The following is a 25,604-nucleotide window of genomic DNA, read 5'->3' as shown; positions in this document are numbered from 1 at the left end:
GGCTGCTCCGACCGGAGAAGTTCTGCGATTGACGCGCCAGTTGGCGCAGTGTGGGTTCCCCTTGTCCGCGGTAATACGTGGGTACCAGGTCGGCAACCAACTCAGCGCCGAATTGTGGGCCGACGCGGTGGTCGCGCACGCACCTGAGCGAAGCGACGCGGTCGAGCTGGTGAAAGTCGGAATCTCTTATCTCCTCGGCGCGGTGGAGATCATCACTTCGGCCCTCGCCGTCGAGTATGTCGAGGAGGCCGAGCGGCTCGCGCGGGAACGCTCCCTGGAGCGAGTCGAGGCAGTTCGGCGGGTGCTGAACGATCAGTCCATCGAGATCGACTCGGCGAGTGCGCTATTGGGCTACCGGCTCGATGGGCGGCATGTCGCTGTGGTTCTGCGCGAGGGGACCGAGAGGTCCGATACGGGGGCGGCCCTGGATGTCGCGCGGCGAAAGCTGCTTCGGGCGTTCGGTCTCGGAACCTGCCTGACCGTACGGGTGGACATGCGAACGGTCTGGGTCTGGCTCGCGGCTCCCGCGTGCTCTCGGACACCGATCGCGACGTTGACATCATCGGTCTCGGCGGCGGTCGGTCGACCAGCATTCGGCCTCGAGGGCTTTCGGCGCAGTCACCGGGAGGCGATCGACGCGATGCGCGTCGCCGAACTCGCGGACCCAGTTTCGGCGACGGTCACCTACTTCGGAGATGTCGACATCGCCGCGTTGTGTTCGATGGACACTGCCCGATGCCGCGAGTTCATCCACTCCGAACTCGGCGCCCTCGCGGCGACCGGCAAAGCCGCCGCGCTCCAGCGTGCGACGCTCGCGGCCTTCTTCGCGGCCAACAGCAACTACCGTGCTACCGGCGTCGACCTCGGAATTCACCACAACACGGTGCGATATCGGCTGGAACAAGTCGAGCGGTTACTCGGGCGCGACCTCGGCGAGCGTCGTCTGGCCCTCGAACTCGCACTGCACCTGTACGACGTGCTCGGCCTTTCGACGTGCTGACGCGACCGTGCCGCGTCAGCACGCACGATCACACCTGGCGAACCGTGTTCGATGTCGGCTCACGATCGGTGATCGCGGCCAGGTGCGCGGCCATGGCTTCGGTCACTTCGCGCGCGCGGGGGATCGCTCCCGACAGGGCGAAACTGCCGTGCACCAAGCCGATCAGTCGTCGTACCGTCACCGATATTCCGGCCGACCGGAGTAGGGCGCCGTACTCTTCTCCCTCGTCCCGCAGCGGATCACACTCCGCGGTCACGACAAGAGTCGGGGGGAGCCCCTCGAATGAGGCCGCTCGGCTGGGAACCAGGTACTGCGAGGAGCGATCCGCGGCATCGCCGAGGTAGTAGGACCACATCGTTTCGATCGCGTCGGCGGTCAGAATCGGTCCGTCGGCGAACTCGACGCGCGATCCGGTTGTCGCCTCGCCGTCTATGACCGGCATGATCAGAACCTGCCCGGCGAGATCGGGCCCGTTTTCGTCGCGCGCTCGCAAGGTGGTCACCGCCGCGAGATTCCCGCCCGCGCTCTCGCCGGAGACAACGATGCGCGTCGCGTCGCCACCGAAGCTGTCGATATTGTCTTCCACCCAGATCAGTGCCGCGAACGCGTCGTCGGTGGCCGCGGGGAACGGGTGCTCCGGTGCGAGCCGATAGCTCGGCGCGGCCACGATCACACCGAGCTCGTCGGCCAGTGCGCGCAGCGTGCTGTCCATGCTCTCGACACTGCCGACCACGAACCCGCCGCCGAAGTAGTAGACCAACACGGGTAGCGGTGCTTCACGCTCTGGAATGTAGAGCCGGATCAATTGCTCGCCGCCGGGACCCGGATACTGCTCATCGAGCACTTTCATTCCCGGAAGGTCGCGTGGGGGCGTCGCGAGCATCGACGTCAGTGCGGCTACTTCGGCGCGGTACTGCTCGATATCGCGTTCCCTCAACGGCTTCCGCTCCTCGCCCGCCAGCAACATGGCATCGAGCAAGCGGGCGCAACTGCTGTCCAATTTCAACAACGGTGGGACAGCGCGGGCTTTTCCGTCGACCGCGAATCCCCCGTAGTCGTGCGACACGATGTCGGCGACCAGCGTCCAGAACAGAACGCCGGAGGCCACCCACACGAATGTCGCCCGCGTCTTGCCCGGCACATTGGCACCCAGATACCAGGAGTCCGCCTTCGGCAACAAGGAACTCGCCAGGAGGCCGTCGGCGATCCCCTGCCATTTCCCGGCCGCCTCGGCGGTGGCCTCGATGGTTGTCGCTCCGCTCTCGAGCACATACCGAATCAAGCCAGCGGCCAAACCCACATGGTCTTCGGCGGCGACCGCGTTGTTGTACAGGGCCAGGGGAGTGGTCGGCCCGGTGAGAGTGAAGAGATTGGGGAAGCCGTTGACCGCGATACCGGCCAATGCCGCCGGTCCGTCCTGCCACTGCTCGGACAACTTGACACCGTTCCTGCCTTCGATGCCGAGGCCGAACAGTGGCGCGGTGAACGCGTCGAATCCCGTAGCCATGATGATGACATCGAGCGGGTAGGCATTCTCGGTGGTCCGCACGCCCGATTCGGTGATTCGAACGATGGGTTCGGCGCGCACGTCGACGAGTTCGACATTGTCGCGATTGTAGACTTCGAAATAGCTGTCTTCCATGCAAATTCGTTTCGACCCCAGCGGATGGTCTGTCGGGCACAGCAAGTCGGCGGTCTTCGGGTCTGTCACCCGCTCTCGAATTTTCTCCCGCAGGTAGTCCGAAATCAATTCGTTGGCCGCTTCGTCGGTCAAGATGTCAGCGAAAGTCGACCCGAGGAAGTTGATACCACCCTTGGCGTACATCTTGTCGTAGCGTTCGCGACGCTCCTGCGCACTGACCGCGTGGCTGGAGGGCAAAGGCGGCTCGTCGATTCGCAGACCGAAGAATGTCGCCCGGTCGCCTTCTCGAACCTGCCGGTAGTTGTCGGCCAGCCAGCGCTGTCGATCCGGCGCGATCGATTCGTTCCGACTCGGTGCCGCGAAGTTCGCTGTTCGCTGAAACACCGTCAGGTGTCCGACGGTCTTCGATATCTCGGTGATGACCTGGATGCCGGTAGATCCCGTCCCGATGACGCCGACCCGCTTTCCGGCGAGATCGACAGGGGTCTCGGGCCATCTGCTGGTGAAGTGCACCTCGCCCGCGAAGCTGTCCATTCCGGGGAACTCTTCCGACCCCTTCGGTACCGACAGGTTTCCACTGGCGGAGGCGACGAAGCGGGCGGTGTGACTCTCGCCCGTATCGGTGGTCACTGTCCACAGTTGGGCATCGTCGTCCCAGATGGTCGAGACCACGCGGGTATTGAACGTGAAAGACTTACGGATATCCAGGGTATCGGCCACGTAGTCGAGATACCGCAGAATCTCGGGCTGGGAGGCGAAGGCTTCACTCCATTGCCAGCCTCGTGCGAGTTCGTCGGAGAACGAGTACGAGTAGAAAACCGACGGCGCGTCACATCGCGCGCCGGGATATCGGTTCCACCACCAGACTCCGCCGACGCTCTCCGCCGCTTCGAAAGCCTGGACCGACAGGCCGAGGTCGTCTCGAAACTTGTGGACCGCGTACAAACCGGAGAACCCGGCACCGATAACAATGACGTCGTGGTGGTTCGGCAAAAGCGCGCCTTTCTCAATCATGAGCTATCTCACGAGAGTACGAACGCCTGGTACCGCGCACCACGGTCAAACGTTCGAATCAGCGCCCACCGATCGACCATTCGGCGCAAGGAAGTATTTCCGGCCCTGCTCAGGCGTCGACAACCTCACGATCCGCACAACGTCTAGGTCGTAGTCGCGTCGGCGGGCAGGCGGGTCAGGCCGAGGCGGGCGCATTGTCGTACCAACGGTGTGAGTACGCGTTCGGCCTCGTCGCGGCACTCGGCCCGCCGCAGCGCGTTACCGAGCAGCAGACCGGCGCGCAGGGCGGCCAGCGGCCGTCGCTCGGTGTCGACGCCCGCGACGAGTTCTTCGGCTCGTGCTACGGCGCGTTCGTAGTCGCCCGCGGTCAGCAGTAATCGGACGGCGGAGTCCTCATCGAATTCGTCTATGGCGGTGACGATTCCGTTGTCGCGGCGGATCGTGCGCGGCGCCGTCAGCGCGTCGGCGACTCCCTGGCCGAGGTCGAAGCCCGCGCGCACCTGTTCGTTGCGCAGACGAGCGGCGAGCCGGGGCAGATCGAGGCGCTCGGCGACCGACAAGCCTTCGGCGAGCAGTTCGCGCGCGCCGTCGCGGTCGCCACGCAGCGCTCGCACCCGAGCGCCCGTCGCGTAGGTCGCCAGCATGAAGTCCACGCCGCCGCCACCCTCGGTGGAGAGCTCTCTGCTTTTCGTGAGCAGATCGGCAGCCGAATCGAGATCGCCTGTCTCGTAATGTAATTCGCCGAGCAAGGCCCCGGCCAAACGGGTCGCGTGCGCCGCCGGGCCCATCGTCGCCCGCGCGGTGTCGAGGGCGGTGGTGAACAGCTCCTCCGCGCCCGCGATGTCGAGTTGTTCGCGGGCCGCGAGCCCGGCGAAGCAGCGCCCGTACACGGACAGGAACGGGCCGGTCGCCTCGTGATACGGCGCCGCCCACACCTGCCGCCGCCGCGCCTCGTCGAAATCGAAGCGCTGGATCGCGGCGAACGTGGCGACATTGGCGGCCACGCCGGGGATTCGGGGGGAGAAGTCGTCGGGACGGGTCAACGCCTGACCGATCAGACCGTCCAGGTCGGCCACGCGGTCGGCGAACATCTCGCGGACGCTGATCGCGACATCGGCCTCGGCCCGCAGATCGGTGCGTTCGGGTTCGTCGACCCCGGACAGCGCCGCCTCGAAACGGGCCAGGCACGCCTCGGCCGCCGCGGGCCTGCGCAGCACCAGGTTCACCCACACCCCGAAGAGCTGGATGCGCGGTCTCCCGCGGCCCACACCAGCGGGGAGTTTGGCCAGAATCCCTTGCAGCAGAACGATTCTCGATCGCTCCAGCAGGTAGCCCGCACCCTCTTCGACGAAATCGGCCGCGCGTTCGGGGTCTTCGGCGGCGAGGGCGTGTTCGACGGCGTCGTTGAGCAGCTGATGGCGGGCGAACCACTGGGCGGCACGCAAGCGCAACTCGGCGAGCTGTCCCGGCCGATCCTTGGCCAGCCTGCGACACAGGTAACCGGCGAACAACTGGTGGTAGCGGTACCAGTCCCGGCCGGGGCCGGTCGGCAGCAGGAACAGGCCGCGGTCGGCGAGGTCGGCGAGTAGTTCGGCGGCATCGGTCCGGCTGGTCAAGGCGGTGGCGAGACCGCCGCAGACCCGCTCGCAGATCGAGGTCGTCATGAGGAAGTCGAGCGTGTCCGGCTCGAGGGCGTCGAGCACGTTCTCGGCGAGGAACGCGCCGATGTCGGGATGGGCGACGATGCTGTCGAGCAGACGATCGGTGGCCTCGCCCGAGCGCAGCGACAACACCGCCAGTTGCAGCGCGGCGATCCACCCGTCGGTGGCCTGGGTCAGCGCGCGGACTTCCTCGGCGTCGAGATGCACACCACCGGCGTCGTCGAGGAACGTGCGGACTTCGTCGGCGTCGAAACGTAGTGTGGCGGCGTCGATCTCGGTGAGCTCGCCGTGCATGCGCAGCTTGCTGACCGGCAGGTCCAGCCGCGCGGTTGTCGTGACGACGAGCGGCAGATGGTGGCAGCCGTGCTCGAGCAGGAACCGGATCGCCGCCACCGTGGCGGCGCCGCTGGCGCGCTGCCAGTCGTCGAGCACCAGGGTCACCCGTCGGTCGCGAGTGTGCAGGCCGTCGACGAGCCCGGTGAGCACAGCGCGGGCCGGATCGTCGGCGTCGGCCTCGAGTAGACGGTCCAGGTCGTCGGCCAGGTCGGGGACGGAGGGCCGAACGGCCTCGACGAGGTGGGTGAGGAACCAGGCGACGTTGTCGTCGTCCTCGTCGACGGTCAGCCAGGCGACGGCGGCGCCGTGGGCGAGGAGTTCGTCGTGCCATTGCGCGGCCAGCGTGGTCTTGCCGAAACCGCTGGGGGCGTGGATGGTGGTGAGCCTGGTGCGTTCGCTCGTGCGCAACCGTTCGAGCAGCCGCTGTCGGGCCAGCGCCGTGCGCGCCGGGGTCGGCGGCCGGTATTTGGTCGCCGGTGTCGGTGGGGCGGTGGTCCGTTCCTTCGAGCGCGGTACGGGAGCGGTCGGGGCCACCTGCGGTGTCGGGTCCGGGACCCGGAGCACATCGACCGGTGCGCCCGTGGCACGTTGCGCCGCACACAGTTCCGCGCCGAGCGCGGCGGCATCGGCGGGTCGGTCGGCGGGGTCGGTGGCCATCGCGTGCTCGATCACCGCCCGGACCTGCGGGGGCACGTCCTGGTCGGTGAGATCGGGCCCGGGTCGTTGGGACACGCGCAGGAACTGCGACAGCACCCGCTCGCCCACGCGCCGCTCGTAGGCGACATGCCCGGTGAGCGCGCAGAACAGCGTGGCGCCGAGGCCGTACACATCCGCGGCGGCGGTAGCCGGGGCACCGCGCAGCACCTCGGGGGCGGCGAACGCGGGGGAGGCGCTCACGACGCCGGTGGTCGTGTGGAACCCGCCCTTGATCCTGGCGATGCCGAAATCGGTGAGTTCGGGTTCGCTGTAGTCGCTGAGCAGGATATTGGCTGGCTTCACATCGCGGTGCAGGATGCCCGCCCGATGCGCCGACTCCAGCGCGCCCGCCATCTTCACACCGAGCCGCAGCGTCGCCGCCCAGTCGAGCGGGCCGACGGCGTGAATGCGCTGCTCGAGCGACCCACGCGCGTGGTACGGCATCACCAGGTAGGGATGGCCGCCGTGGGTGGTGCCCGCGTGGAAGATCGCGACGATGTTGGGATGCCCCGACAGTCGGCCCATCGCCTGCTGCTCACGCACGAAGCGCTGTAATCCGTCGGGGTCGAGCTCGGCGGTGAGCACCTTCACCGCCACCACCCGGTCCAGATCCGGCTGGGCGCACCGGTACACGACGCCGAAACCGCCGCGGCCGATCTCCTCGGCGTCTTCGAAGCCCGCCGCGGCCAGCTCCGCCGGGATGCCCGAAGCGGAATTGCGCTGTGTCGACTGGATGTCGGCCATCTCGGCTCGATTCGGGACTGCCTCGGTAGCGGTGCGCGGGTGCGCTCGCCTCTACCGAGGATAACTCCGTCGATGCCGGTATCGGCTCGACCTCACCCCCGGTAGTGCACCCAGCGGTACCTGGCCCGTTCGCGCGGGGTCATGCCGCCCCAGATGCCGTGCGGTTCGTTGGCGGCCACCGCGTGGTCGCGGCAGTGGGTCAACACCGGGCAACCGGCGCAGATCTTCTTGGCGGCCAACATCTTCCGCGATTCCTGGCCGGTGTCGTAGAAGTCGTTGACATCGTGGGCGCGGCAGGTGGCGTGCATCTGCCAGGCCCACGCCTCCGCGCGCGGCGCGGGCAGTCGCAATGCCTTCTCACCCATCGGTCTCATACCGGTTCACCCGAGGTGACGCTGAGCGCGCGCCGGTGGGCCGCCGCGGCCAGCTCGCGTTCGCGCCCGCTGTCGGGTCCGCCGAGACCGGCCAGATGGTCGTGCAACCGTGCCTTCGCGGCGTACCAGGCGGCGAGCGCTTGCGCGTCCGCCCCTGGGGCCGGGCGGGTCAGGCACAATGCGGTCATTTCGATCAGCACGTTCATGATCGGTCCTTCGACTTGCCGGGATCAGTCGTAGACGACGACGCCCCGCAGGTTTCGACCGGCGTTCATGTCGGCGAAGCCCTGCGTGATGTCGTCGAGGGAGTAGCGGGTGGTGACGAGTTCGTCGAGTTTCAGCGAGCCCTGCTGATACATCGCCAGCTGCGCCGGGATGTCGGCGGTGGGGGAGCTCGCGCCGAACAGTGAGCCTTGCAGGCGCTTCTGGTAGAGCGTGAGCTCGTGCAGGTTGATGTCGCCCGCGCCGACGGTGGCATCGCCGAGCCCGACGGCGACACAGGTGCCCGCCTTGCGCACGGCGCTCAGCGCCTGGCCGACGTGGCGTCCGGTGGTGATGCCGACGGTCACGATCGAGGAGTCGGCGCCCTGGCCGTTGGTCAGCGAGCGGGCCAGTTCGGCCGCTTCCTCGATGTCGGCGACGGCGTGGGTGGCGCCCAGCTTCAGCGCGGAGTCCCGCTTGAAGGCCACGGGATCGACGGCGATCACCGCGGCGGCGCCCGCGTGCGCGGCGCCCTGGACCGCGTTGATCCCGATGCCGCCGATGCCCATGACGATGACGACGTGCCCGGGCTTCACCTCGGCCGAGTTCACCGCCGCACCCCAACCGGTGCCCACACCGCAGCCGGTGAGGCAGGCGATGTCGAGCGGGATCGACGGATCGATCTTGATCGCCGAGACCGCGGAGACGGTGGTGTATTCGCAGAAGGTGCCGAGCCCGGCGAGCTGACCGACCGGTGCGCCGTCGAGCGAGAGCCGGTACGAAGTGGGGTCGTCGAAGCGGGCACCGGTCGACAGGAACGCGCCGAGGTCGCACAGGTTCTGGTGGCCGTGCGCGCACCACCGGCAGCGGCCGCACACCGGAAGGAAGGAGAACACGACGTGGTCGCCCTCGGCGAAGCCCTTGGTGCCCGGGCCGACCGCCTCGACGACTCCGGCGCCCTCGTGTCCGCCCGCGAGCGGCAGGATGCCGGGGGTCTGGGTGCCGACGGCGAAGTGGTCGTCGGAGTGGCACAGGCCCGCGGCGGCCATCTTGACCCGGATCTCACCGGGGCGCGGGTCCTCGATGTCGAGTTCGACGATCTCGTAGGCGCCGGGTGTCTGCCGCAGCACCGCGCCGCGGGTCAGCACGAGGTGGCCTTGTCGTAGATCTTCGCCCAGCGGGTCATCGGTTCGCTCCTTCGTGGTCTTTGATTCAGTATAATATATTTTGAGAGCTCGGTCACCCGTTCGGACGGAAACTCTGCACGTCGACGGCGCGGTGCGCGTCGCCGAGCGCGCACAGGGTCGCGGTGCCGAAGACGCCGAGGCGGTCGAAGGCGACCGCGGTGCCGACCGAGATGCCCGCCTGTTCGATCCGCTCGGTGGTGGCGAAACCGACGGCCTCGCCTTCCGGGAGTCGGCCGAGGGCGAGCGACACGTCGGCATTGATGAACTCGAGTCCGTTGCTGCCGAGGTTGACCGCCACGTTCACCACGTCGGCGATGCCAGCGGCCAGTTGGAACGGTGTCGTCGGCTCACCCTCGACGACGGGAATGCCCTCGTGCCAGATCATTTTGCGGGCGTCGTTGCTCGACTGTGCCGCGTCGCCCCAGCCGGTCTGCTCGGTGAAGTAGAGCCGGTGCTGGGATTCGATCAGGGCGGCGTCGACCGGCGGCGGCTCCGGCTGGGTGCCGCCCGACCAGGCCGCGCCCGGCGGGCTCTGGCTCGGCGCGAGCCACAGGGCCGACGCGCGGGCGACCGGTCGACCGTCCTGTTCGAGCACGCTGTCGATCAGGCACAGCCGCTTGCCTTCCCGGACAACGGTCGTCGAGGTGGTGCAGGGGCGCAGTCGGGCGGGCCGGAAGAGGTCGAGGGTCCACCGCACCGGCGTCAGGTCGGTGCGTCCCATGGTGTGGATCTGCTGCTCGGTGGCGCGCGCCAGTGCCGAACTCACCGCGAGTCCGCGCATGTGCTCTTCGCCCCACCCGCTCGCCGCCTCGGCCTGGGGGATCAGTTCGATCCCGTCCCGGCCTCGTTGCGTGCGGAAGAACGCTGCGGTCATCGGTGTGCCTCCCTGATCGGTATAGGCCATGATATTAAATATATGATACTGTCGGGTCTGAACAGTAGACCTCCCGAGGCCCTTCTGATCCCTGCGGGGGCCTCGGGCCACGGCGTCGGTCACCGACGCGCATGTCACATCCATGCGCCACAACCCTCCGGTGACCGACGTCGTTTCCATGGGCCGGTGCTGCGCGATGACGCCTCCGGGCCGCATAATGCGTAAGTGCCGAACGACAAAGAACCACTGGACGCCGATTCCCTGCCGCGGGAGTTACCTCGCCGGGCGAATGCGCAGCGTCAGCAGTTGTCCGAAGACGTCGCGAGCTACGTGCGGGAATTGATCATCTCGGGCCGGGTGCGCTCAGGCGAGTTCCTGCGCGCCGAACCGATCGCCGAGGCGGTCGGCGTGAGCAACACACCGGTGCGCGAAGGCCTTTTGCTGCTCAGCGGTGAGGGTTTCGTCGAACTGGTGCCGCGGCGCGGGTTCATGGTTTCGGCGTTCAGCAGGCAGGACGTGCGCGATCTGTTCTGGGCACAGGCCACCCTCGCGGGCGAATTGGCCGCGCGCGCAGCGAAATCCATCTCCCCCCGCCAGCTCGCCCACCTGGCCGACGTGGTCGCCCAGCACGAACAGGCGGTCGCCGACGGCGCCGACCTGGACCGCATCGTCGCCCTCGGCCACGATTTCCATCGGACCGTCAACCTGGCCGCCGATTCCCGCCGCCTCGCGCTGCTTTTGCGTTCGATCGTCAAGCAGTTGCCCAACCGCTTCTACGGAAATATCGAGGGCCACGCCAACGAATCCCTCGATTTCCACCCCGCCATTCTCGAGGCACTGCAGAAACGCCGCGCCAAGACCGCGAGCAGCCTGATGCGCGACCACATCATGTCCGGCGCCGACGAACTCATCGCCATGCTCGAAAAGCAAGGCATGTGGTCCACCCCGGAGAAGTCCACCGCCTAGCCGTCGAGGCTCTCGCCGCGCCGATGGGCGGCGATGCTCGGCTGATGCGCGACCGCCCACGCCGCGAGGGCCGAGATCGGCTCCAGGAGCGACCTGCCGAGCGGCGTGAGGCTGTATTCCACACTGGGCGGGTTGGTCGGGAACACCTCCCGGCGAACCAGCCCGTCTTCCGCCAGCCCGCGCAGCGTGCGGGTGAGCATGCGCTGACTGATGGCCTCGATACCTCGACGAAGTTCGTTGAACCGGTGCGGTCGTTGTCCGAGCAGTACCAGCACCAGCACAGTCCACTTGTCCCCGACCCTCCGCAGGACATCGGTCACGGGGCACAGGTCGTGCTCCTCGCCTGGTACCGGGCTCGGCAGCGCCGTGTCGAGGAGGGCGGGCACACCGGTGTTCGCTGCTGACATCGAACTGCCTTCTTCCGGGTTCTCCACTGGTTACCGATGATGGGGATGGTAACCATCAGTAACCAGGGGAGGGCCCGTGCGCAACCGTCAACAGCCCAGTATCGATAGCGTGCGAGCGAGGGTCGTTGTCGTCGCGGGTGGGACCGACGGCATGGGTCGAGCGATCGTCCTCGGTCGGGCCGAACGGGGAGACACGGTCCTCGCTGTCGGGAGCAATTCAGCCAAGGGCGACCGATTGCTCGCCGCGGCTGAGGCGGCTGGTCTCGGCGACCGGGTCAGGTTTCTCGCGGCCGATCTCGGCACGATCGCGGGAAACGAGAAGGTGATCGAGTACGTGGCGGCTGAATATGAAGCCATCGACGCGCTGGTGTCGGCGGCCAATCGTCAGTTCCCGCAGAGAGCCGAAACCCGCGACGGTTTCGAGGCGACATTCGCGCTCTCTACCTCAGTCGCTACCTCCTCGGTCATGGGCTCGCGCCCGCACTCGTCGCCGGGACGCGACGCTCGGTCATCGTCAACATCGCTGGAGTCGGGCTCACCTCGGGGCGGATCCATTGGGGCGACCTCCAGTTGCGAGAGCGCTATCGCACCGTCACGGCACAGCTGCAGGCCGGTCGCGCCAATGACCTGCTCGGGGTCGAGATGGCGGCGCGGTACGGCCAGCGGGTGGCGTATGTCCTCTACCACCCGGGTTTCACCAGAAGTGGCGACTCCGCGATGGAGCAGATCAATCCCTTTGCGCGAGTGGTTGTCAAGACCGTTGCACGGGTGGCCGCCCGAGCTGTCGAGAAGGCCGTCGCGCCGGTCCACGACGTCATCGACGCGCCGCCTGCGCGGGCGCTCACCGCGATCGACGGCGGTAGGCCGGTGCCGCTGGACCTGCCGACTCTCGATCCCGCGGCGGCTCGGCGGCTGGCCGACGTCACGGCGGGTCTCGTCGACGACGGCCGTGCCCGCGATTCGGTGAGGCGAGGGTCGTGACCCGGATAGTCGCCTCACCGGGGAGGGCCTGAGTGTGCAGAAAGTTGGACACTCGGTGTTTCGGTTCGCGCGCAGCATGGGTGGAGCAGGACCCCTGCGGAGAACCGAACAGGAAGGCACCGTTCAACGATGAGCGTCACCCCCGATCAGGCCACCAAAGACCTCGCGGACAACTGGGTCAAGGCCCTCACGAACATTGATCTCTTCAAGGAGATCAGCCATGACGATTGCCTCGTGTGGCACAGTTCCGACGACAAGTGGGTCCCCGTGGCCGACGCTGTCGCGGCCGTGTACGAGCGATCCGCGGGCGGTGCCGTTCCGACCTTCGTTTCCCTCGGGGTCACCTACACCGAGCACGGGTTCTTTCACGAGTGCACCACCGAGATCTCGATCGGCGGTCAGGAGATGAAGCTGCATCTGCTGCAGAACGTCGAGGCACGTGACGGCAAGGCCGCGCGGGTCCGCGAGTACATCGGCCCGGAGATGGGCGTCCAGCCCTGATCCCTGACCCGGGATCTTCGTGCAAGGGCCGGTGCCGTGACCGAAATGGCCACGGCACCGGCCCTTTTCGGTGGTCTAGGGGGTCATGGCGACCACGGGCCCGTCGGACATGATCACGCCGGTGTCGACCGACGGCCGTCCGGACGGCACGAGGCTGCCGTCGTCACGGATCGTGTAGGTGTGCACCCGGGTCGTCACCTGGGCGGTGAGCACGTCGATGAGATACAGCGTCTTGCCGTCGGGATGCAGGGCGACCTGGCCGGGCAGGGTGGCCGCGGGCCCCGCGTACGGTGAGCCGGGCAGTTCGACCAGGCGCCCGTCCGGGTGCAGATCGAATCCGGCGATCGACGTCCCCATGGCATTGGGGACATACAGGCGGGTGCCGTCGGCGGTCACCACCGTGCCGTGCGGAACGCCGTGGGTCGGGTAGGGCGAGCCGGGCGTGGGCGTCAGCTGCCCGTCGTCACCGATCTCGAACCCGGACAGATCGAAGCCGAACTCGTTGCTCACGTACAGGTATCGCCCGTCCCGGCTGAACCCGGGCGCGACGGGACCGAGCTTCACCTCGATGGCGCCGAGCGGGGTCATCGTGCCGTCCGGTGAGATCGCGTAGTTGGACATGGTGTTTCCGAGGTAGGTGACCACCCGCAGGAACCGCCCGCTCGGGTCGACGGCCGCCATCCCGACGGCACTGAACCCGTCGACCGGAACCGTCGGCGCGCCCGTGGGAACGAGCGCGCCCGAGGGTGTCACCGCGAACGACTCGACGTGGCCCGGCGCTCCGCCGACCACGACGAACAGCTGTTTGCCGTCGGGGCTCAGTGTCGCGGCGGTCGGCGGGCCGCCGACGGTGATGTCGGCGCCGGGAACCGGATGCAGGGTCCCGTTGTCGTCGAGGCGGTACCCGGAGACGCCGAAGTCACCGGCGTGCGGAACGTAGACGGTGCGGCCGTCCGGGGCGAGCACCAGTGAGAGGACGCCGAAACCGGTGGGGAACGGGCTGTTCGGGACGCTCGACAACGTTCCGTCGTCGGCTACGCGCAGCACGCTGATGCCCATCGACGCGGTGCCCGCGACCACCAGGAAACGGGAATTGGCGGCCGACGCCGGACCGGGCGCGGCGTTCCAGCTGACGACGCTGAGCAGCAGGGCAATGAAAGCCATTGCGGCGCAACGCATTATACGGTTCCCGGGCCGCGATCGACAGGGTAGGGAAAGGGAAGTCATCGGTGATCTCCTCGATGAGATGCGGAGTCCGCGATCGGCAGGAGGCGGATCGCGCGACAACACGGAACGATCACATTTTGTATATGATCTGGCAACCTTTGTTGTGCATCGTGACAATCGGAGTCGCGTCTCGTTGCCGTATCTCAAATGGACTTCCGGAGTGAGATTGCACACTATATTGTGCATAATTCGGGGCAGGCGACGTGGCCCGCCCGATACACGGAGGTACCGGATCCTGATGCTCAGGAACGCATCCACACCGCGACGTGTCGCCGCGGGCGTGGCCGCCGCGCTCGCGCTGTCGTTGTCCCCGGTTCCGGCCCCGGCCCACTCGGCCCCCGGCGACGCACCGCGCTATCTGCTGGTGACCGGCAGCGGTTCCGCGAGCATCGGCGTCCTGAGTGTCGCCGACAACGGCGCGCTCACCCCGGTGCCCGGTTCGCCCTTCGCCGAAGACACCGGCTCGATCACCCTCGAGATCACCCCGGACGGCCGACGGGCCTACGCCGGGCACGTGGTCTCGGGCTCGATCGTTGGCTTCGACCTCGGCGCCGACGGGTCGATGCACCAGATCGCCGGTAGCCGAATCGATTTCGGCGCCCCCGTGATCGGTGTGACGATCACGCCCGACGGCTCCCGGCTGTTCGCGACCGTGGGCACACTCAGCACCGAGGTCCGCTCCTTCGACATCACCGCATCCGGCGTGCTCGTGCCGACCGGCGCGCCAGCTACCCCGGTGCCCGGGATGAGCGGATTGAGCCTGCCGCAGGTGACCCCCGACGGCCGCCATTTGATCGTGACCACCTTCACCGGCGGAACCGTCACCAGCTACGCCATCAACGCCGACGCCTCGCTCACCCAGGCCGGTCCGACCATGGCGACGGGTGAACTTCCCGCATTGCCCGAAATCACCCCGGACGGCCGCTACCTTTACGTCAGCAACGAGGGCAGCGCCACTGTGTCGGGCTATGTGATCGCACCGGACGGCAGTCTGTCGGACGCGCCGGGCTCGCCGTATCCCACTGGTGAGACCCCGCACGGTGCGGCGATCACCTCCGACGGCAAGCACATGTACGTGCCCGCGGCGCGCAGCGGACAGATCGAGGGATTCCGCATCGGCGCGGACGGCGCGCTCTCGCCCCTGCCCGGCACGCCCTACCCCACCCCGGAGGGTACGGTCCCCGGCCGCGTGGTGCTCAGCCCCGACGAGGACGAACTCTTCGTGCTCGACTCGCTCACCGTGAACGGCACGGCGCGGGTGCACACCTACAACGTCGCCGCCGACGGCAGCGTCGCCCCGTCGGGCCTGCCCTCCGCCGACACCGGCGTGGTCTTCCACGACGGCCCGTCGGCCCACCTGACCCCCGCGCGATGACGCACCGCGGTGGGCCACCCGGCCCACCGCGACGTCCACGCCTGTCCACCCCGAGGAGAACCGCTGTGCCGTCGGCCGAAGCAGAGTCGAGCGTCGAGGACGCGCGTTCCGGCAGTTCGCATCGCCCGCTGCGCGCCCGGTTCGGCACGAGCGTGCGGACCCGCGTGCTCGCGATCGCCCTGATCCCGAGCTTGGTGCTGCTGGCAACGGGCACCGTGGCGGTGACGTTGGTCGGGCTCCGGGCGCAATCGGTGAAGGAGTGGGCGGACTACCGGGGCACGGTGATCGACCCGTTGCTGCGGTTCGTGACCTCGATCCAGGCGGAACGACTGGCCAGCGTCACCGCGCAGGGCCGCGCACCCGGCGCGGACGCCGAACTGCGCACCAGTCGAGACGACACCGATCGCGCGATCGCCGAGACCGGCCGGATCGCCGCGGCGGCACAGGACATGGATCAAGACACCGGCGCCGAATCCATTCAGGCGCTGTCGGATCTCATCGGACGGATGCAGGTGATCCGGGAATCGGTCGACAGCCGGAAGGCGACCACCGGCGACGTCGACCAGTATTTCAGCGATCTGATCGCCGCCATGCTCGGCGCGGGTCAGGACTCGGCGCGGTTGAAGTCGTCGGACACCACGACGATGGACGCGGAAATGACCGCGATCGAGCTGCTGCGCGCGGCCGAAAGTCATTCGCGGGTAGTGAGTCTCGTGGCCGGGGGAACGGCCGCGGATGGCGGTTTGACGCCGCGGGAGCGCCGCGTGCTTGCCCAACATATCGGCGTCTACCGCAAACAGTTCGACCTCGTCGACACCCGTTTGTCGACCGAGGTGCGCACCAGTGTCCGCTCACTGGTCGGCGGCGCCGACTGGCGTGTCGGCACCACGGGCGAGGACGGGATGGCCGAGCGCGGCGAACTGTCGATGCCGGTGCAGCAGTGGCTGGCCGCCGAACGCGCGGTCGACACCCGTCTGATCGCGGTGATCCGGGATCAGTTCCGGGTGACGGTCGACGCGACGAGCGCGGCGGCCGACCGCATGATCGAGCAGCTGATCCTCGTCTCGGCCATCATGCTCGTGGTCACCATTCTCGCGGTGTCGGGCTCGCTGATCCTGGCCAACCGGCTGCTGCGTCGACTGCGCACCCTGCGCTCGGCCAGCCTCGAGCTGGCCAACGACCGGCTGCCCGCTCTCATCCGCCGCATCCACAACGGCGAACAGGTCGACGCGCAGGCCGAGACCGCCCCGGTCGACACTGGTCGCGACGAGATCGGCCAGGTGGCCGAGGCCTTCGCCGTCGCCCAGCGCACCGCGCTCGAGACCGCGGTCGGCGAGGCGAGCACCCGCAACGGTTTCAACAAGGTGTTCCTCGACATCGCCTTCCGTAGTCAGGCCCTGGTACGCAGGCAGCTCGACGTGCTCGATGTCGCCGAGGCCCGCCAGGACGACCCGGAAGACCTCGAGTTGCTGTTCCAGCTCGACCACCTGGCGACCCGCGCGCGCCGCAACTCCGAGAACCTGCTCATCCTCGGCGGTCGCGCACCGGGACGACGGTGGCGAAACCCGGTGGCGCTCGAGGAGATCGTGCGCAGCGCGGTGTCGGAGACCGAGGGGTACGCACGGGTGAGCGCGATTCGGCTGCCCGCGGTCAGTGTGCTCGGCGCGGCGGTGGCCGACCTCATCCACCTGCTGGCCGAGCTGATCGACAACGCCACCGCGTTCTCCCCACCGGACGCGCCGGTTGCCGTGCACGGCAACTCGGTCGGCAGGGGAGTGGTCGTCGAGGTCGACGACCAGGGCCTCGGCATCTCCTTCGAGGAACGGGAACGGCTGAACGCGCTGCTGGCCGAGCCACCGCAGTTCCACGAGATGGCGTTGGCGGGCCATCGCCATCTGGGGTTGTTCGTAGTGAGCAGACTCGCCTCGCGCCACGGCATTTCGGTGACGCTGCAGGAGTCGCCGTACGGCGGGGTGCGCGCGATCGTCTTGGTGCCGTGGGCTGTGCTCGAGGCAGGTGACGACAACCCGACGGCGGCGGTCGAACCCGTGCGCCCCCGCGACACCGTGCACCGGGTGCCTGGCGCCACCGCGCTGCCGGGCGCGCCTCGGCCCGAGCCGGTGCCATCACCCGCCCTGCCCGGTCGGGCCGCTCCGGTCCGGCGCAACGGTTACCACGGGGTGAGTCCGGAACCGTCGGCCGAGCTCAATGGGCACCAGGTCGCCGAGGTGGACCGCAGGCCCGCCCTTCCCAAGCGTGAACGGCTCACGCATCTGTCGCCCCAACTCAGCACCGAAGTGGGAGAGGAGGATTCGCACCCGCCCGTCTCGACCGCCCGCGTGCGGGCGCCCGAGACGGTGCGCACGGCGATGAGTTCGTTGCAGAGCGGCACGCGTCGGGCCCGCGTCCGACCACCCCATTCCCATCCGTAGAACGGCCAGACATGAACGAGGACATGATGATTCGTCAAGCTCCGGCAGGCACGCTCGACTGGTTGCTCACCAACCTGGTGACCATGACATCGGGCGCCGAACACGCGGTGGTGTTGTCCGCGGACGGTCTGGCGCTGGCCGGGTCCGACGGTTTCGAGCGGGAGGATCTCGAACATCTGGCCGCCATGTCATCGGCGCTGCACAGCCTGGCTCGCGGGGTCGGCACGCGCTTCGCCAAGGGGCCGCTGCACCAGACCGTCGTCGAGCTCGAGCACGGCTATCTGTTGGTCACCGAGGCCGGGCACGGTGCGTGCCTGGCCTTGTTGACCGACGCCGACGCGGATCTGGGCCTGATCGCCTACGAGATGAACGTGATCGTCGGCCAGGTGCGTGAGCATCTGTCGGCGGCGCCGAGAAACTCGATGTCGACGCGAGTGCAGTGACTGAGGGGCCGAACGAGGTGTGGGGCTACGAGGACGACGACCCGGGGCCCCTGGTTCGGCCGTTCGCGCTGACCCGCGGCCGAGCGGGCCGGGATCTGCCGGAGCTGGACATCCTCACGCTGGTGATCTCGGTCGGCTACGACTCCGATGTGAACAACCTCGACCGCGAATACGCCCAGATCTTCCAGCTCTGCCGCCACCAGCCGCTGTCGATCGTCGAAATCGCCGCCCACCTGAAACTGCTGCTGGTCACCGTGAAGGTGCTGGTCAGTGACCTCATCGCGGCTGGCTATGTGATATTCCGATCCCCACCGAGGGCCGACGCGGGCCCCGACCCCGAACTATTGCAGGCGGTACTGGATGGCATACGTAACCTCTGACGGACGCGGTTCGGCGGTCATGTCCACCGAACTGGCGGTGAAGATCCTGGTGGCCGGGGGATTCGGCGTCGGGAAGACGACGATGGTCGGCGCGATCAGCGAGATCACCCCGCTGCGCACCGAGGAACAGCTCACCGAACTGAGTACCTCCGTGGACGACCTGCGTGGAATCGAAGCCAAGCGAACCACCACGGTCGCACTGGATTTCGGCCGCATCACCATCAATCCTCGGGTGATCCTGTACCTGTTCGGCACGCCGGGACAGGACCGGTTCTGGTTCCTGTGGCCGGAGCTCTCGCGTGGTGCGCTCGGCGCGGTGGTGCTGGTCGACACCCGGCGTCTGGCCGACAGTTTCGCCGCGGTGGACTATTTCGAGTCCAGGCGGATCCCGTTCGTGGTCGCGGTGAACTGCTTCGACGGCGCGGACCGGTACGCCCCCGAGGAGATCGGCGCCGCCCTCGGCGTGCCGACCCATGTGCCGATCATGCTGTGCGATGCGCGCGACCGGACCTCGTGCAAGGAGGTGCTGGTCTGTCTGTTCGAGTACATCATGGCGAATACCGCCGCGGTGCGACCGCGCTCGGTATGAATTGTGAAGGCGCGATCGCCGAGATCGTCTTCACCGGCGTCCAGACCGGCCCGCTGCCGACCGCCGAAGGCGAGGTTCCGCCGTCCGGCCGCACAGTGACCTTCCCGCTCATCGACACCTTCACCCTGCGTGACGGCAAGGTCGCCGAGCACCGCGTGTACTGGGACAACGTCAGCTTCCTGACCCAGCTCGGCCTGATGCCCCAGGGCTGAGCACCTTTCCCGCGCGCGACCCCTTCGGCTCCGGCCGGAGGGGTCTCTTGCTGTCTGTACCGGTACAGATGTGCAATTTTCTGGACACTTCGAGTGTGGTTCGCGTCATAACCTCCCGATATGACCTCTGATTCAACGTCGACAGGTGGTTCGGGGACACGGCGCGCGCGAGCGGGCTGGGTGCTCGCTCTCGCGGCGACCGTCCTGCCCGGCTTCACGGCGACCGTGACACCCGCAGTGGCCGACCCGGGCGGCTATCACATCTACGCGCACGGATTCCTCAGTGACGGCGTCGCCGGTTACAACGTCACCGACACCGGTCGACCGACCCCGATCCCGGGCCGGGTGCCGACCGGGCTGCCGAACTGGCCGCAGGCCGCCTCGCCGGACGGCCGCTATCTCTTCGTCGCGCCGGGGCCGCAGCCCGAGCTGATCCCCTACACCATCGGCGCCGATGGTGGATTGACCGGCGGGACACCGCTCGCGCTGCCCGACTTCCCGGTCGACATCGCTTTCGCTCCCAACAGCCGCGACGCCTATGTCGTCGTCGGCCTCCAGAACGCTCTCGTGGTACCGGTACGGATCGGCGAGGACGGCGGCGTCACTCGCAACGGCCCGGTGACGCCTTTCGCCGAGGCGGGTGACGGCGTCGCCACCGCCACGGTCTCGCCGGACGGCAAGCGGCTGTACGCGACCAGCTTGTTGCGCTCGGAGCTCCTCGTCTTCGACATCAACGCCGATGCCACGGTGTCGCCGGTGAAACAGCGCGTTGCCACCGGTATGAACCCGATCTTTCCTCGGCTCACCCCTGACGGCCGTCACCTCTACGTCGTCAACGAGCTCAGTGCGTCGGTCTCGGGTTACGCGGTCGCCGCCGACGGCACGCTGTCCGAGTTCGCGAGTTCGCCGTATCCGTCCGGTCTGCTTCCGCACGTCACGAGCATGACCCCCGATGGCCGGTTCCTGTATGTCCCGAACATGGGCTCCGGTCACATCAGCTCCTACGCGATCGGTCAGGACGGCGCACTCACGCCGCTGCCGGACGTCGCGTTCGCCCCGGAGAAGCCGGGAACCTTCGCGGAGGCGTCGGTGATGTCACCCAGCGGCCAGGTCTTGTGGGCACTGGGTACCGACCCGTTGCGTGGCGGCGAGGAGATCCTCCGCCGTTTCAGCATCGGCCCCGACGGTGTGCTCGACCTGGATGAATCGGTCGCGGTCTACACCGGCACCTATGTCGCGGACGGCCGCACGCTGTCGTTGGCGCCCGGCCGCTGAGCCTGACCGAAACCACCCGCGAAACCCCTCCGGTTCGGCCGGAGGGGTTTCGCTGTTCCACGCCTGGTCGGTGTGCAGCTTTCTGGACATTTCGATTGTGGTTCGCGTCATAACCTCCAGGCATGACCTCTGATTCAACGTCGACAGGTGGTTCGGGACGCGGCGCGCGCGAGCGGGCTGGGCGCTCGCTCTCGCGGCGACCGTTCTGCCCGGTTTCACAGCGACAGCCACGCCCGCGGCGGCCGATTCGGTCGGCTACCACATCTACGCGCACGGATTCCTGAGCAACGGCATCGCCGGTTTCAACGCGTCCGACACCGGCCAGCCGACACCGGTCGCTGGCAAGCCCATGCCCGGCGCGCTGAACTGGCCACAGACGCCGACACCGGACGGGCGGTTCCTGTTCGTCGCCCCTGGTTCGAACCCTCAGCTGATCCCCCACGCCATCGGCCCCGGCGGCGAACTCACCGCCGGGACGCCGCTGGCGATGCCCGATGTCCCGGTTGACATCATCATCTCGCCGAACAACCGCGATGCCTTCGTCGTCGTCGGTCTGCAGAACGCGCAGGTCGTGCCGGTGCGTATCGGTGCGGACGGCACGCCGACCCTCAACGGTTCGGCGGTGCCGTTCGGGGAGTCGCTCGACGGGATCGCCTCGGGCACCATCTCGCCGGACGGCAAGCAGTTGTACGTGGCCACCCTGCTGCCCCAGCAGCTGCTGGTGTTCGACGTCAATGCCGACGGTTCGGTTGCCCCGGCCAAGCAGCGGGCGTCGACGGGGGTGAATCCGATCTATCCGCGGGTCACCCCCGATGGCAGGCATGTGTACGTCATCGACGAGCTCATGGGTTCGGTCACCGGCTTCCTGCGCGCCGCCGACGGCACGCTCACCGAGATCGAGGGGTCGCCGTGGCCGACCGGTTTTCTGCCACACGTCCCGAGTTTCACCCCCGACGGCAGCTTCCTGTATGTCCCGAACATGGGCTCGGGTCACCTCAGGTCCTTCGCGGTGCAGCCGAACGGTGTGCTGACCCCGCTGCCCGACGTCGCGTTCGCGCCGGAGAAGCCGGGCACTTTCGCCGAATCGACGGTGATGTCACCGAGCGGTGAGGTGTTGTGGGCCCTGGGCACCGACCCGGCGCGTGGCGGTGAGGAGATCCTGCGGAGGTTCACGATCGGCGCCGACGGCGTCCTCGATCTCGACGAATCGGTCGCGGCCTACACCGGGACCTACTTCGCCAACGGCCGCACGATGTCGCTGGTTCCACGACGCTGACCCACCTACCAAGGCCCCTCCGGTTGCGACCGGAGGGGCCTTTCGCGTGTCGGTGGTATGCGCAGCATCACGGCAGCTATGCAACTAAGTTGCGCAATTTAGTTGTATGGTTGGCTAATGACTTCCGCACCCTCCACTGCCCGCGAGCTGGGTGAGGTCCTGCACCCGATCGCCCGACGGCTGTTCACCGGCCGGACGATCTCCGGCGGAAAACTCGGCGTGCTCGCGTACCTGTCCACCCACGGCCGCGCCACTGCGGCCACGCTGGCTACGGTCCAGACCGTCAGCCCGCAGGCCATCGCCACCGCCGTGCGCGAACTCGAAGCACTCGGGCTGGTCCTACGCACCCCCGACAGCGAGGACCGCCGCCGCGTCTGGGTCGAACTCACCGACGTGGGGCGCGCCCGGCTCGTCGAGGAGCGCGCGGTGGGACTGGACTGGCTCGACCAGGCCATCGGCGAGCGACTCACCGACGAGGAGCGCGCGGCTCTCGACGCCGCGCTGCCCGCGTTACGGAAACTGGCTGCCACAGGTCCGGTCGAATGATCGCCGCGCGCCGATTGACACCCGCCCTCGTCTACACGGCCCTGACCTCGGCGATCGTCAGCTCGCTCGGCATGCTGCTGGTGCCCGCGATCTCGCGGGACATGAACGTCGACGTGAGCGCGGCGCAGTGGATGCTCACCGTCAACCTGCTGGTCGGCGCGGTGACGACCCCGGTCATGGGCAGGCTCAGCGACGGCCCGCACAAGAAGCGGCTGCTGCTGTGGTCGCTGATCATCATCCTGATCGGGTCGGTCGTCGCGGCCGTGGCGACCAATTTCGCGGTGTTCCTGCTCGGGCGCGCGTTGCAGGGGCTCAGTTACGGCATCGTGCCGGTGACCATCGCCCTCGCCCGCCGCTACCTGCCACCCGACGAAGTGCGCAACGGTATCTCGACGCTGTCGGTCACCGTGACCACCGGCCTCGGGCTCGGTTACCCGCTCACCGGCATCTTCGCCGATCTGTTCAGCTATCGGTTCGCGTTCTGGGCGGCAGCCCTGTTCCTGCTCACCACCGTGCTCGTGGTGTGGAAGGTCGTCCCCGACGGCCCGGACGAGCGGGCCCCGCGCACGCCGTTCGACCTGCGCGGCGCCGTGCTGCTCGGGTCCGGTCTCGCGGCTCTGCTGCTCGTCGCCGGTGAGGGTTCGCGGTGGGGTTGGGGTTCGCCGTGGACGCTGGGCCTGCTGCTCGTGTCGCTGGTGATCCTGACCGGGTGGGCGCTGGTGGAGCTGCGCACCGAACACGCGTTGGTCGACCTGCGGGTGCTGCGCGCCGGTGACGCGCTCGTCGCCAACGGCACGGCCATCGGTCTCGGCGCCGCGATGTACGCCTGCCTGTCGATCGCCAGTCTGATCGCGCAGGCGCCTTCCACCACCGGCTACGGCATCGCGATGCCGTTGTTCTGGGCTGGTTTCGTCATGCTGCCGTTGTCGGTCGGTAGTTTCGCGGCCAACCGGGTCGTGCGGGTGGTTTCGGCCCGTATCCCCATGCGCGCCTTGCTGATTCCCGGTGCCGCGCTGGTCACCGCGTCCAGCCTGCTGCTGTGGCTGGCCCACGACGAGCTGTGGGAGATTCTGCTCGGCATGTTCGGCTTCGGCGCGGGCATCGGCACCACCTACGCGGCGATGCCCGCCCTGATCGCGCGCAGTGTGGCCGACCGTGAGCTCGGCAGCGCGGTGAGCTTCAACCAGGTGCTGCGCACCGTCGGCGGTTCGTTCGGTAGTGCGATGTCCGGCGCGGTCCTCGCCGCCCACCTCGCCTCCGACGGTTACCCGAGCGGCACCGGCATCGGCATCGCCCTGGCCGTCGGCGCCGTGGGCTGCACCGCGGTGCTCACCGTTCTCTTGGTCGCCCACCTGATGACGCGCCGCGAACGACAAACCTGACCGGCAACGAGATCGGCCGCGGTCGCCACCTGGCGGCCGCGGCCGATGCCGGGCCTACTCACGAACCGGCGTTGAACTCCGTGGCGAATTCGGTGATGAGTGAGACCGTGGCGTCCTTGGTGACCGCGGTCGCGCCGCCGTCCACCGGCAGCGCCACGCCGGTGATCCACGCCGACAGATCGCTGGCGAGGAACAGCGCGGCGTCGGCGATATCGCGGGCTTGGCCCGCGCGCCCGATCAGCGTCTCGCCGCCGATGCGGTCACCGATCCCGGTGAGGAACTCCTCCTCGCGCTCGCGGCTCACCCCGAACATGTCGGTGATGATCGAGGTGAGCACCGCACCAGGCAGGATGGCGTTCGAGCGGATGCCGGTGCCCTGGTTCTCCATGGCCGTCTGCCGGACCAAGGCCAGCACCGCGGCCTTCGCCATCGAGTACGCGCCGCCGTTCCACCCGGCCTGCAGCGCGGCGACGCTGCCGGTGGTGATGATCGAGCCGGGGACGCCCTGCGCCCGGAACTGCCTGGCCGCGTACTTGTGCGCGGCGACATGGGCTTGCAGGTTCAGCGCCAGCGTGCGGTCGAGTCCCTCCGGAGTGAGGTCATCGATCGGCGAAAGATCCACGGCGGCACCGGCATTGCTGAACATGACATCGAGGCGACCGAAGGTGTCGACCGCGGCGCCGACCACCGACTCGATCTGCGCCGCGGCGGTGACATCCGTGCGAACGAACAGCGCCGAATCACCCAGGCGGGCGGCGGCCGCCGCACCGCGTTCCTCCTGGATGTCGGCCAGTACCACCTTCGCCCCGTGTTCGACGAAGGTTTCCGCGGTGGCCAGACCCATTCCGCTCGCGGCGCCGGTGATGACGGCGACCTTGCCGTCCAACAGCCTCACAGCGGCCACTGCAGGTGCTTGACTTCGAAGAATTCGCGGAAGCCCTCTTCGCCGCCCTCCCGGCCGATGCCACTGTGACCGGGCCCGCCCCACGGGGCGTCGGGGCGCATACCGCCGCCGCCGTTGATCGTGACGGTGCCCGAGCGCAGACGTCGGGCGAACTCGATGGCCTGCGGGGTGGGCCCCCAGACATTGGCGTTGAGGGCGTATTTGACGTCGTTGGCCATGCGGACCGCGTCGTCGAGGTCGGTGTAGGGCATGACCACGCCGACGGGAGCGAACAGTTCCTCCTGGGCGATCTCGGCTTCATTGGGGACACCGGTGACCAGGGTCGCTTCGAGGAAGAATCCGTCGTCGAGGCCTGCCGGTCGGCCACCACCGACGGGGATATCGGCGCCCGCGTCACGGGCTCGGGCGAGGAACCCTTCGACGTTGGCGCGGTGTTCGCCGGTGATGAGCGGGCCGAGGACGGTGTCGGCCGCGAGCGGGTCACCGACGGTGAGGGTGCGCAGGAAAGCACCGGAACGCTCGACGTATTCGTCGAAGTCGGCCTGCGGCACCAGGGTTCGGGTGGTCGCTCCGCAGGCCTGGCCGCTGTTGCGGGTGAAGCGCAACGCCGAGGCGGGGACCGCGCGTTCCAGGTCGGTACCGGGGAGCACGATGTTGGGTGACTTGCCGCCGAGCTCGAGCACCACCTTCTTCAGCGTCGGGGCGGCCAGGGTGAGGATCTTGCTGCCGACGGCGGGGGAGCCGGTGAAGGTGACCATGTCCACTTCGGCGGCGGTGACGACCTGTTCGGTGACCGCCGGTGGTCCGAACACCAGATTGACCGCGCCCGCCGGGAACCCGGCTTCCTCGACCAACCTGACGAACGCGGCGGTGAGCAGCACGGATCTGGGCGAGGTAACCAAGATCGTGGAACATCCGGCGGCGAGGGCGGCGCCGAGTTTGTAGGCGCTCATCATGATCGGCACGTTGTAGGCGACGA

At 68.2% G+C, this 25,604-nt stretch carries 24 protein-coding genes and 1 pseudogene; 15 read left to right on the top strand and 10 right to left on the bottom strand.

Annotation, left to right across the window (positions count from 1 at the left end):
* The first annotated feature begins 61 nt into the window (after positions 1 to 61).
* Complete coding sequence (locus tag ACSVDM_RS26325) at positions 62 to 1,000, top strand: PucR family transcriptional regulator (protein ID WP_439268514.1); 939 nt, start codon at positions 62 to 64, stop codon at positions 998 to 1,000.
* 28 nt (positions 1,001 to 1,028) lie between these two features.
* On the opposite strand, the gene ACSVDM_RS26320 is transcribed toward ACSVDM_RS26325, so the two are convergent.
* From ACSVDM_RS26320 to ACSVDM_RS26295, 6 genes are all read right to left on the bottom strand, one after another.
* On the bottom strand, positions 1,029 to 3,656 hold the full coding sequence (locus tag ACSVDM_RS26320; protein ID WP_439268513.1) for a flavin-containing monooxygenase: 2,628 nt from the start codon (positions 3,654 to 3,656) through the stop codon (positions 1,029 to 1,031).
* A gap of 143 nt (positions 3,657 to 3,799) precedes the next feature.
* The gene (locus ACSVDM_RS26315) at positions 3,800 to 7,093 is read right to left on the bottom strand and encodes a protein kinase domain-containing protein (RefSeq protein ID WP_439268512.1); all 3,294 of its coding nucleotides are present in this window, start codon (positions 7,091 to 7,093) and stop codon (positions 3,800 to 3,802) included.
* A gap of 92 nt (positions 7,094 to 7,185) precedes the next feature.
* Complete coding sequence (locus ACSVDM_RS26310; protein WP_439268511.1) at positions 7,186 to 7,458, bottom strand: WhiB family transcriptional regulator; 273 nt, start codon at positions 7,456 to 7,458, stop codon at positions 7,186 to 7,188.
* A 5-nt stretch (positions 7,459 to 7,463) separates the two neighbouring features.
* Positions 7,464 to 7,673 carry a hypothetical protein gene (locus ACSVDM_RS26305; protein ID WP_439268510.1) on the bottom strand — a complete coding sequence of 70 codons (210 nt, stop codon included), beginning with the start codon at positions 7,671 to 7,673 and terminating at the stop codon, positions 7,464 to 7,466.
* A gap of 24 nt (positions 7,674 to 7,697) precedes the next feature.
* Positions 7,698 to 8,816, bottom strand: coding sequence for an NDMA-dependent alcohol dehydrogenase (locus ACSVDM_RS26300; RefSeq protein ID WP_439268509.1), 1,119 nt, complete (start codon positions 8,814 to 8,816; stop codon positions 7,698 to 7,700).
* 91 nt (positions 8,817 to 8,907) lie between these two features.
* The gene (locus tag ACSVDM_RS26295) at positions 8,908 to 9,729 is read right to left on the bottom strand and encodes an acyl-CoA thioesterase domain-containing protein (protein WP_439268508.1); all 822 of its coding nucleotides are present in this window, start codon (positions 9,727 to 9,729) and stop codon (positions 8,908 to 8,910) included.
* A gap of 225 nt (positions 9,730 to 9,954) precedes the next feature.
* On the opposite strand from ACSVDM_RS26295, the gene ACSVDM_RS26290 reads away from it, so the two are divergent.
* Entirely contained in the window at positions 9,955 to 10,695 is a 741-nt protein-coding gene (locus ACSVDM_RS26290; protein WP_439268507.1) for a GntR family transcriptional regulator, read from the top strand.
* Here ACSVDM_RS26290 and ACSVDM_RS26285 read toward each other — a convergent pair.
* Positions 10,692 to 11,102: a winged helix-turn-helix transcriptional regulator gene (locus ACSVDM_RS26285; protein WP_439268506.1), complete on the bottom strand. Its 411-nt coding sequence runs from the start codon at positions 11,100 to 11,102 to the stop codon at positions 10,692 to 10,694. The two genes, ACSVDM_RS26290 and ACSVDM_RS26285, sit on opposite strands and share 4 nt — an antisense overlap.
* 151 nt (positions 11,103 to 11,253) lie before the next feature.
* Between ACSVDM_RS26285 and ACSVDM_RS26280 the strand changes: the two are divergent.
* From ACSVDM_RS26280 to ACSVDM_RS26270, 3 genes and pseudogenes are all read left to right on the top strand, one after another.
* Positions 11,254 to 11,478, top strand: a pseudogene (locus tag ACSVDM_RS26280) (SDR family NAD(P)-dependent oxidoreductase); the annotation flags it as partial.
* A 194-nt stretch (positions 11,479 to 11,672) separates the two neighbouring features.
* Positions 11,673 to 12,083, top strand: a complete 411-nt coding sequence (locus ACSVDM_RS26275) for a hypothetical protein (RefSeq protein WP_439268555.1) — start codon at positions 11,673 to 11,675, stop codon at positions 12,081 to 12,083.
* A gap of 129 nt (positions 12,084 to 12,212) precedes the next feature.
* Positions 12,213 to 12,584, top strand: coding sequence for a hypothetical protein (locus tag ACSVDM_RS26270; RefSeq protein ID WP_439268505.1), 372 nt, complete (start codon positions 12,213 to 12,215; stop codon positions 12,582 to 12,584).
* Between the two features lie 75 nt (positions 12,585 to 12,659).
* Here ACSVDM_RS26270 and ACSVDM_RS26265 read toward each other — a convergent pair whose 3' ends face one another.
* Entirely contained in the window at positions 12,660 to 13,748 is a 1,089-nt protein-coding gene (locus ACSVDM_RS26265) for a lactonase family protein (protein ID WP_439268504.1), read from the bottom strand.
* A 301-nt stretch (positions 13,749 to 14,049) separates the two neighbouring features.
* Between ACSVDM_RS26265 and ACSVDM_RS26260 the strand changes: the two genes are divergently transcribed.
* From ACSVDM_RS26260 to ACSVDM_RS26215, 10 genes are all read left to right on the top strand, one after another.
* Entirely contained in the window at positions 14,050 to 15,186 is a 1,137-nt protein-coding gene (locus ACSVDM_RS26260) for a lactonase family protein (protein ID WP_439268503.1), read from the top strand.
* A gap of 65 nt (positions 15,187 to 15,251) precedes the next feature.
* Positions 15,252 to 17,618, top strand: coding sequence for a sensor histidine kinase (locus ACSVDM_RS26255; RefSeq protein WP_439268502.1), 2,367 nt, complete (start codon positions 15,252 to 15,254; stop codon positions 17,616 to 17,618).
* A 26-nt stretch (positions 17,619 to 17,644) separates the two neighbouring features.
* Complete coding sequence (locus ACSVDM_RS26250) at positions 17,645 to 18,061, top strand: roadblock/LC7 domain-containing protein (RefSeq protein WP_439268501.1); 417 nt, start codon at positions 17,645 to 17,647, stop codon at positions 18,059 to 18,061.
* A complete protein-coding gene (locus ACSVDM_RS26245; RefSeq protein ID WP_439268500.1) occupies positions 18,058 to 18,441 on the top strand; it encodes a DUF742 domain-containing protein in 384 nt (127 codons plus the stop codon). Before ACSVDM_RS26250 ends, ACSVDM_RS26245 begins: the two co-directional genes overlap by 4 nt.
* Positions 18,422 to 19,030: a GTP-binding protein gene (locus ACSVDM_RS26240; RefSeq protein ID WP_439268499.1), complete on the top strand. Its 609-nt coding sequence runs from the start codon at positions 18,422 to 18,424 to the stop codon at positions 19,028 to 19,030. The genes ACSVDM_RS26245 and ACSVDM_RS26240 overlap by 20 nt, the downstream gene beginning before the upstream one ends.
* Positions 19,027 to 19,242, top strand: coding sequence for an ester cyclase (locus ACSVDM_RS26235; RefSeq protein WP_439268498.1), 216 nt, complete (start codon positions 19,027 to 19,029; stop codon positions 19,240 to 19,242). The genes ACSVDM_RS26240 and ACSVDM_RS26235 overlap by 4 nt, the downstream gene beginning before the upstream one ends.
* Before the next feature lie 120 nt (positions 19,243 to 19,362).
* Positions 19,363 to 20,517, top strand: coding sequence for a lactonase family protein (locus ACSVDM_RS26230; RefSeq protein ID WP_439268497.1), 1,155 nt, complete (start codon positions 19,363 to 19,365; stop codon positions 20,515 to 20,517).
* A 349-nt stretch (positions 20,518 to 20,866) separates the two neighbouring features.
* The gene (locus tag ACSVDM_RS26225; RefSeq protein WP_439268496.1) at positions 20,867 to 21,793 is read left to right on the top strand and encodes a lactonase family protein; all 927 of its coding nucleotides are present in this window, start codon (positions 20,867 to 20,869) and stop codon (positions 21,791 to 21,793) included.
* A gap of 117 nt (positions 21,794 to 21,910) precedes the next feature.
* Positions 21,911 to 22,339 (top strand): MarR family winged helix-turn-helix transcriptional regulator, encoded by a 429-nt coding sequence (locus tag ACSVDM_RS26220; protein WP_439268495.1) that lies wholly within the window; start codon positions 21,911 to 21,913, stop codon positions 22,337 to 22,339.
* Entirely contained in the window at positions 22,336 to 23,721 is a 1,386-nt protein-coding gene (locus tag ACSVDM_RS26215) for an MFS transporter (protein ID WP_439268494.1), read from the top strand. The genes ACSVDM_RS26220 and ACSVDM_RS26215 overlap by 4 nt, the downstream gene beginning before the upstream one ends.
* 58 nt (positions 23,722 to 23,779) lie before the next feature.
* Here the strand turns inward: ACSVDM_RS26215 and ACSVDM_RS26210 are convergent, their stop codons facing one another.
* Positions 23,780 to 24,616 (bottom strand): SDR family NAD(P)-dependent oxidoreductase, encoded by an 837-nt coding sequence (locus tag ACSVDM_RS26210; protein ID WP_439268493.1) that lies wholly within the window; start codon positions 24,614 to 24,616, stop codon positions 23,780 to 23,782.
* Positions 24,613 to 25,604 (bottom strand): aldehyde dehydrogenase family protein (locus ACSVDM_RS26205; protein ID WP_439268492.1); only part of this gene is annotated, 992 nt, incomplete at its 5' end. The genes ACSVDM_RS26205 and ACSVDM_RS26210, both read right to left, overlap by 4 nt.

The organism is Nocardia sp. JW2 (assembly GCF_051843015.1).
GTDB lineage: Bacteria > Actinomycetota > Actinomycetes > Mycobacteriales > Mycobacteriaceae > Nocardia > Nocardia coubleae.
The sequence above is the reverse complement of the archived record's forward strand: the minus strand, read 5'-3'. Positions and strand labels throughout refer to the sequence as shown.

Excerpts from the sequence above, each read along its gene's own strand:
- ACSVDM_RS26320 (WP_439268513.1), bottom strand. The coding sequence starts at position 3,656 with ATGATTGAGAAAGGCGCGCTTTTGCCGAACCACCACGACGTCATTGTT.
- ACSVDM_RS26315 (WP_439268512.1), bottom strand. The coding sequence starts at position 7,093 with ATGGCCGACATCCAGTCGACACAGCGCAATTCCGCTTCGGGCATCCCG.
- ACSVDM_RS26310 (WP_439268511.1), bottom strand. The coding sequence starts at position 7,458 with ATGGGTGAGAAGGCATTGCGACTGCCCGCGCCGCGCGCGGAGGCGTGG.
- ACSVDM_RS26305 (WP_439268510.1), bottom strand. The coding sequence starts at position 7,673 with ATGAACGTGCTGATCGAAATGACCGCATTGTGCCTGACCCGCCCGGCC.
- ACSVDM_RS26295 (WP_439268508.1), bottom strand. The coding sequence starts at position 9,729 with ATGACCGCAGCGTTCTTCCGCACGCAACGAGGCCGGGACGGGATCGAA.
- ACSVDM_RS26285 (WP_439268506.1), bottom strand. The coding sequence starts at position 11,102 with ATGTCAGCAGCGAACACCGGTGTGCCCGCCCTCCTCGACACGGCGCTG.
- ACSVDM_RS26270 (WP_439268505.1), top strand. The coding sequence starts at position 12,213 with ATGAGCGTCACCCCCGATCAGGCCACCAAAGACCTCGCGGACAACTGG.
- ACSVDM_RS26265 (WP_439268504.1), bottom strand. The coding sequence starts at position 13,748 with ATGGCTTTCATTGCCCTGCTGCTCAGCGTCGTCAGCTGGAACGCCGCG.
- ACSVDM_RS26260 (WP_439268503.1), top strand. The coding sequence starts at position 14,050 with ATGCTCAGGAACGCATCCACACCGCGACGTGTCGCCGCGGGCGTGGCC.
- ACSVDM_RS26250 (WP_439268501.1), top strand. The coding sequence starts at position 17,645 with ATGATTCGTCAAGCTCCGGCAGGCACGCTCGACTGGTTGCTCACCAAC.
- ACSVDM_RS26240 (WP_439268499.1), top strand. The coding sequence starts at position 18,422 with ATGGCATACGTAACCTCTGACGGACGCGGTTCGGCGGTCATGTCCACC.
- ACSVDM_RS26235 (WP_439268498.1), top strand. The coding sequence starts at position 19,027 with ATGAATTGTGAAGGCGCGATCGCCGAGATCGTCTTCACCGGCGTCCAG.
- ACSVDM_RS26230 (WP_439268497.1), top strand. The coding sequence starts at position 19,363 with ATGACCTCTGATTCAACGTCGACAGGTGGTTCGGGGACACGGCGCGCG.
- ACSVDM_RS26225 (WP_439268496.1), top strand. The coding sequence starts at position 20,867 with ATGCCCGGCGCGCTGAACTGGCCACAGACGCCGACACCGGACGGGCGG.
- ACSVDM_RS26220 (WP_439268495.1), top strand. The coding sequence starts at position 21,911 with ATGACTTCCGCACCCTCCACTGCCCGCGAGCTGGGTGAGGTCCTGCAC.
- ACSVDM_RS26215 (WP_439268494.1), top strand. The coding sequence starts at position 22,336 with ATGATCGCCGCGCGCCGATTGACACCCGCCCTCGTCTACACGGCCCTG.